Annotated in this window: 11 protein-coding genes; 5 read left to right on the plus strand and 6 right to left on the minus strand. The window is 42.2% G+C overall.

The genetic code is table 11. From position 1 onward, the window contains the following. Window positions 1–18: 18 nt before the first annotated feature. The 4 genes from dnaA (at window position 19) to gyrB (ending at window position 6,446) form a co-directional block, all read left to right on the plus strand. Window positions 19–1,692 (plus strand): chromosomal replication initiator protein DnaA, encoded by a 1,674-nt coding sequence (gene dnaA, locus JKP82_RS14745; RefSeq protein ID WP_218397624.1) that lies wholly within the window; start codon window positions 19–21, stop codon window positions 1,690–1,692. Window positions 1,693–1,724: 32 nt separating this feature from the next. Further along, complete coding sequence (dnaN, locus tag JKP82_RS14750; RefSeq protein WP_159534265.1) at window positions 1,725–2,825, plus strand: DNA polymerase III subunit beta; 1,101 nt, start codon at window positions 1,725–1,727, stop codon at window positions 2,823–2,825. 103 nt (window positions 2,826–2,928) lie between these two features. After that, window positions 2,929–4,017 (plus strand): DNA replication/repair protein RecF, encoded by a 1,089-nt coding sequence (recF, locus tag JKP82_RS14755; RefSeq protein WP_218397625.1) that lies wholly within the window; start codon window positions 2,929–2,931, stop codon window positions 4,015–4,017. An 8-nt stretch (window positions 4,018–4,025) separates the two neighbouring features. After that, a complete protein-coding gene (gene gyrB / locus JKP82_RS14760) occupies window positions 4,026–6,446 on the plus strand; it encodes a DNA topoisomerase (ATP-hydrolyzing) subunit B (protein ID WP_218397627.1) in 2,421 nt (806 codons plus the stop codon). Window positions 6,447–6,615: 169 nt separating this feature from the next. On the opposite strand, the gene JKP82_RS14765 is transcribed toward gyrB, so the two are convergent. The 3 genes from JKP82_RS14765 to glyQ all read right to left on the minus strand — a co-directional run bounded on the left by JKP82_RS14765 (window position 6,616) and on the right by glyQ (window position 10,147). After that, window positions 6,616–7,065 (minus strand): putative periplasmic lipoprotein, encoded by a 450-nt coding sequence (locus JKP82_RS14765; RefSeq protein ID WP_159534271.1) that lies wholly within the window; start codon window positions 7,063–7,065, stop codon window positions 6,616–6,618. Window positions 7,066–7,160: 95 nt separating this feature from the next. Beyond that, entirely contained in the window at window positions 7,161–9,239 is a 2,079-nt protein-coding gene (gene glyS, locus JKP82_RS14770) for a glycine--tRNA ligase subunit beta (RefSeq protein WP_159534273.1), read from the minus strand. A 2-nt stretch (window positions 9,240–9,241) separates the two neighbouring features. After that, entirely contained in the window at window positions 9,242–10,147 is a 906-nt protein-coding gene (gene glyQ, locus JKP82_RS14775) for a glycine--tRNA ligase subunit alpha (protein WP_013782512.1), read from the minus strand. Window positions 10,148–10,295: 148 nt separating this feature from the next. On the opposite strand from glyQ, the gene JKP82_RS14780 reads away from it, so the two are divergent. Continuing rightward, a complete protein-coding gene (locus JKP82_RS14780) occupies window positions 10,296–10,883 on the plus strand; it encodes a DNA-3-methyladenine glycosylase I (RefSeq protein ID WP_218397629.1) in 588 nt (195 codons plus the stop codon). Window positions 10,884–10,958: 75 nt separating this feature from the next. On the opposite strand, the gene JKP82_RS14785 is transcribed toward JKP82_RS14780, so the two are convergent. The 3 genes from JKP82_RS14785 to JKP82_RS14795 form a co-directional block, all read right to left on the minus strand. Further along, the gene (locus JKP82_RS14785; RefSeq protein ID WP_159534277.1) at window positions 10,959–11,411 is read right to left on the minus strand and encodes a DUF2489 domain-containing protein; all 453 of its coding nucleotides are present in this window, start codon (window positions 11,409–11,411) and stop codon (window positions 10,959–10,961) included. 18 nt (window positions 11,412–11,429) lie between these two features. After that, complete coding sequence (gene yihI, locus JKP82_RS14790; RefSeq protein WP_159534279.1) at window positions 11,430–11,945, minus strand: Der GTPase-activating protein YihI; 516 nt, start codon at window positions 11,943–11,945, stop codon at window positions 11,430–11,432. Between the two features lie 531 nt (window positions 11,946–12,476). Next, a complete protein-coding gene (locus JKP82_RS14795) occupies window positions 12,477–13,100 on the minus strand; it encodes a c-type cytochrome (RefSeq protein ID WP_218397631.1) in 624 nt (207 codons plus the stop codon). Between the last annotated feature and the right edge of the window lie 94 nt (window positions 13,101–13,194).

Below are 13,194 nucleotides of genomic sequence, written 5' to 3' on the forward strand. Positions count from 1 at the left end.
CGGAGCTAAGTAACTTACATGTCTTTATGGAATCAATGTCTTGAACGTTTGCGTCAAGAATTACCCACGCAACAATTTAGTATGTGGATCAGACCTTTGGTTCCTCAAGAGGAAGAAGGTGTTGTAGCCTTATTTGCCCCTAACCGTTTTATTCTTGATTGGGTAAGAGATAAGTATCTCGATAACATTACTGGGTTATTGCGGGAATTTGCAGGTCCAAACGCACCTCAGTTACGCCTTGATGTTATGAGTAGGGAAAGCTTAAGCCGCAGTAGAGCTGCTGCTTCAGCTACGCCGCAGCAATCCCAAAGCCAAAATCAGGGTCACAGCGAGAAGCAGAGCTTCAGCGAAAACCAAGGCCAACCGGCTCATCAATCGTATAACCAAGCACCTAGTCAGCTATATAACCCATATTCAGGGCGATCATCCGGAAATATGGCAGGTCAAGCGGGAAACGATCAGCAATCTATTGATAATAATAACAATAGTGCGTCGTCACCTGTACAGGCGAGTGCTCGCTCTGCTATGCCTCAAACAGGTTACAGTCAACAAAGTCATTCTACGTCTACTCATGATAACAGACAGTATGATCAACGAAGTGCTGGATCTAACACTATGCGATCAGCACCTCAACAGCCTAAAGTGATCCCGATCCCGGAAGCTGCTAAGCATAAAAGTAATATCAACCCGACTTATCAGTTTGATAACTTCGTTGAAGGTAAATCTAACCAATTAGCTCGAGCAGCAGCCACTCAAGTGGCTAATAACCCTGGTAGTTCTTATAACCCGTTGTTTATTTATGGCGGAACAGGTTTAGGTAAAACTCACTTATTGCATGCTGTTGGTAATGGTATTGTCGCTAATAACGAAAATGCCAAAATCGTGTATATGCATTCTGAGCGCTTTGTTCAAGATATGGTTAAGGCACTTCAAAATAACGCGATAGAAGACTTTAAACGCTTCTACCGCTCAGTGGATGCTCTATTAATTGATGACATTCAATTTTTTGCGAATAAAGAACGCTCTCAAGAAGAATTCTTCCATACCTTTAATGCGTTACTTGAAGGTAATCAACAAATCATTCTCACGTCCGATAGATACCCTAAAGAAATTGACGGGGTAGAGGACCGCCTTAAGTCTCGTTTTGGCTGGGGGCTAACCATTGCTATTGAGCCACCTGAATTAGAAACTCGTGTCGCTATTTTAATGCGAAAAGCTGCCGAGAACCGAATTCAGTTACCCAATGAAGTTGCTTTCTTTATCGCTAAGCGTTTGCGTTCGAATGTTCGCGAACTGGAAGGCGCGTTGAACCGAGTGATTGCTAACGCTAATTTCACCGGTCGTCCGATAACCATCGATTTTGTACGTGAAGCCCTAAGAGATTTATTAGCGCTTCAAGAAAAATTAGTTACGGTTGATAATATTCAGAAAACTGTGGCAGATTATTATAAGATTAAAGTTGCTGACATTTTATCTAAGCGAAGAAGTCGAAGTGTTGCAAGGCCCAGACAAGTGGCGATGGCATTAGCGAAAGAGCTTACCAATCACAGTTTGCCTGAGTTAGGAAATGCCTTTGGTGGACGAGACCATACAACGGTACTTCATGCTTGCAGAAAAATAACGCAGCTTAGAGAAGAAAGTCATGATATAAAAGAAGACTATAAGAACCTCATTCGGACTTTGTCTTCCTAAAAAATGACCTTTAGAGGCGAGATAGCACAGCAATGAAATTTAGTATAAGCCGCGAACAATTTTTACAACCCCTTCAGCTGGTATCGGGGGCTGTAGAGCGTAGACACACATTACCTATTCTCTCGAATGTGCTCATTAAAGTTAGTGAAGACGCACTATGGCTAACGGGTACAGATTTAGAGGTTGAACTCATTTCTAGCGTTAAGTTAGAAGGGGAGTTCACCGAAGGCGAAATCACCGTTCCTGCCAAGAAACTCTTCGATATTATTCGAGGTATTTCTGAAGGTACCGATATTCATTTTTCTTTAGATGGTAACAAAGCGCTGATCAAAGCAGGGCGTGGTCGTTACACACTTTCAACGTTATCAGCCAACGATTATCCAAATCTAGAAGATTGGGAAGGCGAAGTTGAGTTTGAAATTACGTGTAGCGATATGAAACGCCTAATTGATTCAACGAGCTTTTCAATGGCACAGCAAGATGTCCGCTATTATCTAAACGGCATGTCGTTAGAAACGGAAGAAAATATTATTCGCACCGTCGCCACTGACGGTCACCGTCTAGCACTTTGTCGTTTAAGCTACGAAACAACACTTCCTGCCCGACAAGTTATTATTCCTCGCAAGGGGGTGCTTGAAATATCGCGTTTAATAACGGAAGACGATAAATCATTAAAAGTACAAATTGGTGCAAACCATTTACGTATTTTTTCAAACGACTTCATCTTTACATCTAAACTTGTAGATGGCCGATTCCCTGATTATCGTCGTGTATTGCCTCAAGATGGTGATAAAGAAATTATTGCCAGTAAAGCGGTATTGAAAGACGCTTTTTCACGTGCAGCTATTTTATCTAATGAAAAGTTTCGTGGCGTTCGGTTAAATCTTTCTTCGGGTGAACTGAAAATTACAGCAAACAATCCAGAGCAAGAAGAAGCCGAAGAAATTGTAGATGTAAATTACCAAGGCGACGATTTAGAAATTGGGTTTAATGTAGCCTATCTTATTGACGTATTGAACTCGCTAGGTTCTGACGATGTAAAAATTAGTTTGTCCGACTCTAACGCAAGTGCATTAATTGAAGATGCAGCTGACGATGCTGCACTTTATGTCATTATGCCAATGCGTTTGTAGTTATTAATACAATCCATTGGTTATCGGTGTTGGTGGTAGCGGTCATTCGTTACCTTCCATCGCCGTTTATCTTTTATCATCGTGATTTTTACCGAGTCTTCTTATGAAACTGGACAAGGTCCAGCTTACGAACTTCCGTAACATTTCTTCTGCAAGCCTTTCACCTTCTCCAGCGTTAACAATTATTCGCGGCGTAAACGGTAGTGGAAAGTCGTCTCTTGTTGAATCTATTTTTTATTTAGGTTTTGGCCGCTCATTCCGAACGAATAAACACACATCTGTTATCAAAACGGGGGAAGAGGAGTTTAGTGTATTTGCAAGCTGCAGAAACGAGAATAGTGAATCTTTAAACGTAGGCTTTCAGCGGCGAAGAAACGATACATTCACGTGTAGTATTAACGGAGAACATTCTAATAAGCTTTCTGATTTAGTGAGCTTAGTGCCAGTTCAACTCTTTACACCGCAAAGCACGGACCTTATTTTGGGTTCACCTTCTGAGCGTAGACGGTTTTGTGATTGGGGATTGTTTCACGTGGAACACAGCTTCCAATTGTTGTCTGTGCAATTTTCGAAGTTCCTAAAGCATCGTAATGCTTTATTGAAACAACAATCCGATTTGTTGGCAACGCAAAATCAGTATTGGGAGCAGTGTTTTTTAGAACGGGCGGAAGCTTTGTCGCGCAAACGAGAAGAATATATTTCGAAATTGACGCCTATATTAAAAAAATATGCGACAACATTTCTACCAGAGTATGAAGTTTCACTGAATTACTACAAAGGTTGGGAAAAAGATGCGTCTTTAGCAGAAAGCTTAGTTAAAAAACGTGAGTATGATGGTAAAATAGGTCATACAACTTCTGGCCCCCACAAGGCTGATATTAAGCTAAAAGTGAATGGGGTTAATGCCCAAGAGTTATTATCTCGTGGGCAGCTTAGAATGGCTGTTGCGGCGCTGCAAATGGCGCAAACCGAACTATTTAATACTTTAACTGACAGGAAAAGTATCTTCTTGTTAGATGATGTAGGCGCAGAACTTGACGCCGATAAACGTGAGTTATTTATAGACGGGCTGTTAGATATGGATACGCAGGTTTTCGTTACTGCAATTGAATCTTCGCAGCTTGAATTCATACAAAAATATAACGAAAAGAAAATGTTTCACGTGGAACATGGAAGCGTGAAAGAGGAGTAAAACCTAGTATGTCAGAACAGAATAATTACGACTCGTCCAGTATCAAGGTACTTAAAGGATTAGACGCCGTACGAAAGCGTCCTGGTATGTATATCGGTGACACGGACGATGGTACAGGACTTCACCACATGGTTTTCGAGGTTGTTGATAACTCGATAGATGAAGCTTTGGCTGGACACTGTTCAGAAATCGTTGTGCAAATACACACAGATGGCTCTGTTTCTGTATACGATGACGGTAGAGGAATTCCCACCGCAGTGCACGAAGAAGAAGGCGTGTCTGCGGCTGAAGTTATTATGACAGTTCTGCATGCTGGCGGTAAGTTCGATGATAACTCTTATAAAGTATCTGGCGGACTACACGGTGTTGGTGTTTCAGTAGTAAACGCATTATCGAGTAAATTGAAGCTTCGTATTCGCCGTGAAGGCAATACACACGAACAAGAATATCAACATGGTGTTCCTCAATCACCTTTGGCTGTCATTGGTGAAACTGATAAAACAGGTACTAGCGTTCGCTTTTGGCCAAGCTCAGATACCTTTACCAACACATTATTTCACTACGATATTCTAGCTAAACGTTTAAGAGAGTTATCTTTTCTTAACTCTGGTATTTCAATTCGATTGAAAGACGAGCGAGACGGTAAAGAAGATCACTTCATGTACGAAGGCGGAATTAAAGCTTTCGTTGAATACTTGAATCAAAAGAAAACACCTGTTCACCAGAAGGTTTTCCATTTTACGCATGAACAAGAAGATGGTATTTCAGTAGAAGTATCTATGCAGTGGAATGATGGTTTCCAAGAAAATATCTACTGCTTTACCAACAACATTCCTCAAAGGGACGGTGGTACTCACTTAGCCGGTTTCCGTGGTGCGTTAACAAGAACGCTTAATAACTACATGGAAAAAGAGGGTATGAACAAAAAGGCCAAAACTAACACGAGCGGTGATGATGCGCGTGAAGGTTTAACGGCTGTTGTATCAGTGAAAGTTCCTGACCCTAAATTCTCTTCTCAAACTAAGGATAAGCTGGTTTCATCAGAAGTGAAAACAGCAGTTGAATCAGCAATGAACGAAAAGCTTGCTGAGTTCTTACTTGAGAACCCTGCCGAAAGTAGAATTATTGCAGGCAAAATTATCGATGCTGCACGGGCTCGTGACGCAGCACGTAAAGCACGTGAAATGACTCGCCGTAAGGGTGCGTTAGACTTAGCTGGCTTGCCAGGTAAGCTTGCTGATTGTCAGGAAAAAGACCCTGCACTAAGCGAACTATATATAGTGGAAGGAGACTCTGCTGGCGGTTCAGCAAAGCAGGGACGAAACCGTAAGAACCAAGCTATTCTTCCACTTAAAGGAAAAATATTAAACGTTGAGAAAGCACGTTTTGACAAAATGCTTTCTTCACAAGAAGTTGCCACACTGATCACTGCACTAGGTTGTGGTATTGGACGCGACGAATATAACCCAGAAAAACTACGTTATCACAGCATCATTATCATGACGGATGCTGATGTGGATGGCTCGCACATTCGTACATTGCTACTGACATTCTTCTATCGTCAAATGCCAGAAATCATTGAGCGTGGTTATATTTATATTGCACAGCCGCCGCTTTATAAAGTGAAAAAGGGTAAGCAAGAGCAGTATTTGAAAGATGATGATGCGTTAACGGCATACCTGACCTCTATCGCAATTGATGGTGCATCTCTGCATACTAGTGATGATGACCCAGGTATAAGCGGTGTAGCGTTAGAGCAATTGGTAACTTTATATCAATCAGCAGAGAAGATGATTACGCGCATGAAGCGCCTAATGCCATCATCTATTCTTTATCGAATGATTTATACGCCTACATTGAATCTAGAAGATTTAAAAGATGAAAGTACGTTAGCGAACGTGGCTGAGCACTTTGTAGCGCAGCTTACTGAACGTGAAAATGATGGCGCAACTTATCGTTACGAAATTCGCAGAGACATTGAACTCAGTGAGTTTTATATCACCATTATTATGCGTATGCATGGTATTGATTACGAATACGTAATTGGTCACGACTTTATTGAGTCTACTGAATATCAGCGTCTTAAAGAGCTTAATTTAGCGATTAACGACATGATGAGCGCAAATGCGTTTATACAACGTGGTGATCGTAAAATGCCGGTAGAGTCATTTAAAGAAGCACTAGATTGGTTAATGAGTGAAGCTAAACGTGGTCAGTACATTCAACGCTATAAAGGGCTAGGTGAGATGAACCCAAGTCAGCTTTGGGAAACAACCATGGATCCTGAAGGCCGTAGAATGCTTCAAGTGAAAATTGAAGATGCCATTGCGTGTGATCAATTGTTTACTACGCTAATGGGCGACCAAGTAGAACCAAGACGAAACTTCATTGAAGCTAACGCCTTAAGAGTAGAAAACTTAGACGTGTAATCTAGTTAAGTTCATCGTTGAATAATGATATGAACAACTAAAACATAAGTTGCTACAAATAGAAAAGCCCGGTTAACTGAAAAGTTACCGGGCTTTTAAATGTTTATTTGAAGGTAGGCCGCATAGCCCCTTAGTTAGGCATACAAAGACGCAAAAACGCCACAGCTATCTAGTTTCCTCGGCGCCTAATAACTAGACTTACTTCGCCTGTACCAGCGGGCGAAACGACAAAACGATAGATACCCGTGGTTGATGGGGTAAACTGCAAATTCTCAGAATTTTGCTGACACACTAAATAAACCACCGACTCAACCATTACCGGTTGGCCTTTATATTTTCCACCACAACTTTGTGATGGCGTCCAGTTTTCGTCAGACAAACGGAAGTCATAAGGCTGGCCATCGGCAATAAGTTCAACATCAACAAACCAACCGTCGGTATCCTTCGTGAACCGATAGGCCGGGGATGATTCCCACCAATTAAATACACCGCGCAGATAAAGGTTTTTAAAATTAACCTGTGGACTAGGCTCCATCACTTCAGGAATAGAGAACCCTGAACGATTTGCACAGGCTGTTAACAGAAACGAAAAAATAATAACTAAAAGGGTTTTATTCACACTTGCTCCAAATACAAAAACGCCCAACGTGGGTTGGGCGTTATAAAATGATTGTCGTGTAAGGGTGCGCGCCCTTAAACCGTAATCCTAAATATCTAAGACTTAGCCAACAATGATATATCGCCTGTAGTAAGGAAAAGTTGCCTTAAAAGCGATAACAACGCAAGTCGGTTTTGCTTAACAGCATCGTCTTCAGCCATAACCATCACGTCATCGAAGAAACTATCAATAGCAGTACGTAGTGTTGCCATTGTAGAAAGTATCTTAGTGTAGTCTTGAGTAGGAACAGCTGTGGTTACCACAGATTCAGCAGAAATTAGCGCGCGATAAAGTGCTTTCTCAGCATCTTCACTTAACAAGGATTCAACAATTGTAGCACTTACGCTGCTGTCGACGCCTTGCTTAGCTAGAATGTTCGCCACGCGTTTATTAGCCGCGGCCAGGGCGTCAGCTTCATCAAGCTGTTTAAACTCGGCTACGGCGTTTACACGGGCTACATAATCACTCGGTTGAGTAGGGCGTCTGGCAGAAACCGCTTGAATAACATCAATAGCGATACCTTGGTCTTGTAACATTGCAACAAACCTTGCTAACACAAAATCAACGACTTGTGCTTGGAAATCTTGGTTAGACAGCTTATCACCGTATACTTCACCGGCTTTAGCAACAAGGACTTCGAGATCGAGAGGCAATGAAAGCTCAGTGATAATACGCAATACACCAATAGCTGCACGGCGCAACGCGAAAGGGTCTTTATCACCTTTCGGTAGTTGGCCAATACCAAAAATTCCAACAAGAGTATCTAGCTTGTCAGCAAGTGCTACTGCAGCACTAATTCCTGGCGAAGGCAAAGCGTCACCCGCAAAACGAGGCATATACTGTTCATAAAGCGCTTCAGCAACCGCGGCATCTTCGCCATCGTTTAACGCATAGTATTTACCCATAACGCCTTGTACGTCTGGGAATTCCATTACCATGTTGGTCATTAAATCGGTTTTAGCAAGTAACCCCGCACGAGCAGCGAGCGCTTCATTAGCGTTAATTTGTGAAGCAATAAAACCAGATAACGTAGAAATACGTTTAGATTTTTCGTTAAGCGTACCTAATTGCTTTTGGAAAAGAACGCTTTCAAGACTGGCAAGCCGACTTTCGAGTGAAGTCTTTTTATCACTATTAAAGAAAAACTCAGCATCAGCTAGGCGAGGGCGAATAACTTTTTCATTTCCGCTTATTACCTGAATAGGATCTTGGCTTTCAATATTACTGACAAATAAGAACGTGTTAGAAAGCTGACCATCACTATCAAGCAGTGGAACGTATTTTTGATCATCTTTCATGGTGTAAATAAGTGCTTCTTTAGGCACCGCTAAGAAGCCTTCTTCAAAACTCGCTTGCATCACTACCGGCCATTCAACCAGTGAGGCGATTTCTTCAAGAAGATCTTCATCAAAATCGGGTGTAAGAGAAAGCGCATCAGCGGCAGTTTGTAGTTGCTGACGTACCTTGTCTTTACGCGCTGTGAAATCAGCTACCACATAATGGGCTTCCAAGGCACTTGCGTAGTTGTCGGCATGGTCCAGCTCAAAGCGCGCTTCGCCGTGGAAACGATGGCCTTGAATAGTCCTGCCGCTTGCTAAGCCTAATGCTGACAAGTTCACTACTTCACTTCCATACACAGCTGCAAGGGTATGAACTGGGCGAATAAACTGGGTAGTGTAGTTACCCCAACGCATCGCTTTAGGGATAGGAAGCTTGGCAATAGCTTGGTTAAGTAAAGACGCTAATAACTCGCCAACTTGTTTACCTGGCACATGCGCTTTGTGTAACAGCCATTCACCTTTGTCTGTAACAAGACGTTCAGCATCTTCTACACTAATACCATTACCACGGGCCCAACCTTGGGCTGCCTTGGTAGGATTACCATCAGCATCGAAAGCGGCGCTAACAGCAGGGCCACGTTTTTCTACCGTTTTATCATCTTGGCTTTCAGCCAAAGCTGACACATAAACCGCTAACCGACGTGGTGCAGCAAACCAGCTTACGCTGGTAAAGTTGAGCTCAGCCGCAGTAAGTGCTGCCTCAAATTGCTGTGCAAAGGCTTCGCCAAGAGACTTAAGCGCTTTAGGTGGAAGCTCTTCTGTTCCAAGCTCTATCAAACAATTCTCTGTTCGCACCTTTAAGACTCCTTATTACAAAGTGGGAAACCAAGCGCTTCACGCTTCTGGAAATAACTCTCAGCACATGCTTTGGCGAGAGTACGCACGCGCAAAATATAGCGTTGACGTTCTGTCACTGAAATAGCATGGCGAGCGTCTAGCATATTAAATGCGTGAGATGCCTTCATTACTTGCTCATAGGCAGGCAGTGGTAAGTTCTTCTCGATAAGCAGTTGGCTAGCTGCTTCGCATTCATCAAATGTACGGAATAACGCATCAACGTTGGCGTACTCAAAATTATAAGTAGATTGCTCTACTTCATTTTGATGGAATACATCGCCATAGGTTACTTTACCCATAGGGCCATCTGCCCATACTAAGTCGTAAATACTATCTACGCCTTGTACATACATGGCTAAACGTTCTAGGCCGTAAGTAATTTCGCCAGTAACTGGCTTACATTCAATACCGCCAACTTGTTGGAAGTAAGTGAACTGAGTTACCTCCATACCATTAAGCCATACTTCCCAACCAAGACCCCATGCGCCAAGGGTAGGTGACTCCCAGTTGTCTTCTACGAAGCGAATGTCATGCACCAACGGATCAAAACCTAATTCTTTCAAAGAACCCAGATACAACTCTTGAATATTGTCAGGAGAAGGCTTCAACATTACTTGGAATTGATAGTAATGTTGTAAGCGGTTTGGGTTTTCACCGTAACGACCATCAGTGGGGCGACGGCAAGTTTGAACATAGGCACTGCTCATAGGCTCTGGGCCTAATGAACGAAGAAATGTCATTGGGTGAAAGGTACCCGCACCTACTTCCATATCAAGGGGCTGAATGATTACGCACCCCTGACGCGCCCAATAATCTTGAAGCGCAAGGATCAAACCTTGAAAGGTATTAATATCGTATTTCTGCATACATCCGCTGCTTATTGGTTATCTGTATCTTTAAAGGTGGGATAGTATACAATTTGTAACGCATAGTATGTAGGTGTAAAGCGTTAAAAAGCGCCATGAAACCCGTTAAAAGATGACTTAAACGTGGATTAACAAGGCTATTTAAATTATGGCATCAACTAAATTGAATCGTTGTGGCTGGGTGAGCGATGACCTTCTATATCAAAAATATCACGATGAACAGTGGGGGCGACCTGTTTTAGATAGCAAAGAGTTGTTCGCTAAACTTTGTTTAGACGGTCAACAGGCCGGGTTGTCGTGGATAACCATTTTAAAAAAACAAGCAAATTACGAAGCTGCTTTTCATGACTTTGAACCTACAAAAATAATTCAAATGGATGAGCAAGAAATAGCGGCATGCTTGCAGAATCCTGGCATTGTGCGCAACAAACTAAAAGTCGCGTCCATTATTAAGAATGCCCATGGCTATTTAAACATCGAAAAACGGGAACGTTTTTCCGACTTTATTTGGCAGTTTACCGATGGTAAAACTATCATCAACGAATGGAAAGACGTTAAAGAGGCTCCTACCTTTACCGCCGAATCCAAAGCAATGTCGAAGGCGCTTAAAAAAGAGGGCTTTTCATTTGTAGGTGAAACCATTTGTTATGCTTTCATGCAAGCGGTAGGCATTGTGAATGACCATGTTACAGGCTGTCATTGTTACGAAGAAACCTGTCAACTAGCAAGGCGATAACCCTAAATAAACCCCAATAAAAAAGCGCTTCATAAGAAGCGCCTTTAAAGGGGGGACTGGTATTATAGCAACCAGCTAGGTAATAGACTGGCAATAAGCTTTTATTGCTGGCATTTCACTTAACACTTTAGATTCATAATCTGACTCAATTTGCTCTCTGGCGAAGTCTTGCTTACGCCTTTCTTGTTTAGTCAGTTTTTGCCTATCTTCAAGTACGGCAAAGCCGCTCACTTCTACGAATAACGCATAAGTATGAGGGTAGGACGCTTTATGATTTGGTGGAGATAAAATAGGTAATGCACCCAATAAATTGACTATCCGAATAACCCCTTCAGATAAGTCGCACTGTTGTTGTTCCATTGCCTTAGCGATAGTATAAATACTTTCGCTAATCGTTTTTATACGCTCTTCTCTCACCTTCTGCTGGCGTTGGTTTTGTTGCTTCAGCTGGAACAACAACCGACCTGCGTAAAAACCAAGTGCGACTATAACTAATAGCGCCACAATAACTAACACTGTCCACAGCATAAAACAGAGCCTGCCTTACTAATTCTTAAAGTCGTTAATATCTATAGCGTCTAAATCATCTAATGGATCCATCTCGTCGTCATCCTCATCATCGTCTTCTACGATGCCTAGCAAATCGCAGAGAATGCGGTGGCGTGCCATTTTTTCATTAACGTAAGTTTGTTGTTCTTTAGTAAGTTGCTTGTCGTCATCAAGCTTATCTAACAATGACGCTAAACGTTGATCGGCTTCAAGTGCTGCTAGCTCTTCGCTTGGCGTGGCGAATTTTTTCTTTTGCGTCGGCGTAGTCGTCATTGTCGTTTTCTTAACGACTAGAGGAATAGGTTTCTTACTGCCTAACCGTGGGTCTTGGTTTTCACGACGCTTAGAAGCACCGTTCTCACTCTGCTCAACGTTGTGACGGTTACCAGCAGGTTTGCCTTTATGCTTCTTTGGACGAGGGGTACTTTCCTGACGCTTTTGCCCAGGTTTGCGATCAGGATCTTTCCTGACGCCAATGAGTCCAACTTTACGAGACTTTTTTGATCTTGCCATATATAAAAGGTATCAAATTTTAGAGATTGAAAGGACATATTATAGCGCGAATTGCTCAAAGCTTCTTCATCAATACAGCATGATTCATTGGAAAGTGAATTTGCCGACGGGCCTGTTCGCGATAATACAGCTTGAGGGTCTACGAATAAGTAGGTGTTTGCCGAATAATAAGTAATACAAACGCTGGTATACACTTAAATTTAGGCAAGAAAAAAGGCGATGGCTTTCACCATCACCTTACATTGTTTGAGTGTCAGATGACACCTCTCCCGTTATTTACACTTCTATGTGTAATTGTGCTTCCCAGCTTGGCTCTCCTTTTTATTGGTTTTAGCAGAGCTCATTTTTGTTCTTGGCCTTCTTGGCGCTTTATCCAATCTTCCGTGTTGTATTTTTATTATTATTCTTGTTATTTAGCCTGTAGTGTTTCAGACAAACCTACAAACTATTGCGATAGACTACACGAATAATTTTGAAATACAACTTTATACGCAACAATTAATTAACAAATGCGGGTATAATTTCAGAGTCTTAGTGTAAGCCCGCGATATAGTTAGATAAAATTTCGATATCTTCATCGGTTAATTTCATCGCAATATCACGCATCATGCCATTCATATCGTTATGGCGTTGACCTGAACGGAAAGATTTCAATTGTGCTGTGGTATAGGTTGCATGCTGGCCACTGATATCAGGGAAGCCAGCTAAGCCCATTCCGTTACCTTTAGGACCGTGACATGCGATACATGCGGTAACGCCGCGAGACTCATCACCGCCTTGATATAAAGCGCGACCAGCTTCAATGTATTGCTCTGCTGTTTCACCTTCTTTAGGTGTTTGGCTAGAGAAGTAAGCGGCTAAGTCTTTCATGTCTTGTTCTGAAAGAGGGGCTGCCATACCATTCATTACCGCATTGTTACGGCCTTCTTCGCCACCTGTCTGTGACGCAAGTTTGAACTCCATTAATTGCTTAACGAGGTACTTTTCGTGCTGTCCTGCTATTTTGGGATTCATGTCTATCATGCTGTTACCATCAGGCCCATGACATGCTGCACATACTGCAGATTTTGCTTTACCGGCTTCAGCATCACCTTCTGCCATCGCAGAAACTGAAATACCTAAAGACACACACAATAACAAACACAGTTTTTTCATAATAAATCTCTTAAATGGATCCAACGGCTCGCGTAACATACGTGATATCATGCGTATTTTACACATTTAACGCGTCAGAAAAACCTATTCCATG

This window comes from Alteromonas lipotrueae, from assembly GCF_019249215.1.
GTDB lineage: Bacteria > Pseudomonadota > Gammaproteobacteria > Enterobacterales > Alteromonadaceae > Alteromonas > Alteromonas lipotrueae.

What these genes read in the sequence shown, in the direction of transcription:
- glyQ (WP_013782512.1), bottom strand. Translation starts at nt 10,147, where the DNA reads ATGCAGAAATACGATATTAATACCTTTCAAGGTTTGATCCTTGCGCTT.
- dnaA (WP_218397624.1), top strand. Translation starts at nt 19, where the DNA reads ATGTCTTTATGGAATCAATGTCTTGAACGTTTGCGTCAAGAATTACCC.
- gyrB (WP_218397627.1), top strand. Translation starts at nt 4,026, where the DNA reads ATGTCAGAACAGAATAATTACGACTCGTCCAGTATCAAGGTACTTAAA.
- JKP82_RS14780 (WP_218397629.1), top strand. Translation starts at nt 10,296, where the DNA reads ATGGCATCAACTAAATTGAATCGTTGTGGCTGGGTGAGCGATGACCTT.
- recF (WP_218397625.1), top strand. Translation starts at nt 2,929, where the DNA reads ATGAAACTGGACAAGGTCCAGCTTACGAACTTCCGTAACATTTCTTCT.
- JKP82_RS14785 (WP_159534277.1), bottom strand. Translation starts at nt 11,411, where the DNA reads ATGCTGTGGACAGTGTTAGTTATTGTGGCGCTATTAGTTATAGTCGCA.
- JKP82_RS14795 (WP_218397631.1), bottom strand. Translation starts at nt 13,100, where the DNA reads ATGAAAAAACTGTGTTTGTTATTGTGTGTGTCTTTAGGTATTTCAGTT.
- yihI (WP_159534279.1), bottom strand. Translation starts at nt 11,945, where the DNA reads ATGGCAAGATCAAAAAAGTCTCGTAAAGTTGGACTCATTGGCGTCAGG.
- dnaN (WP_159534265.1), top strand. Translation starts at nt 1,725, where the DNA reads ATGAAATTTAGTATAAGCCGCGAACAATTTTTACAACCCCTTCAGCTG.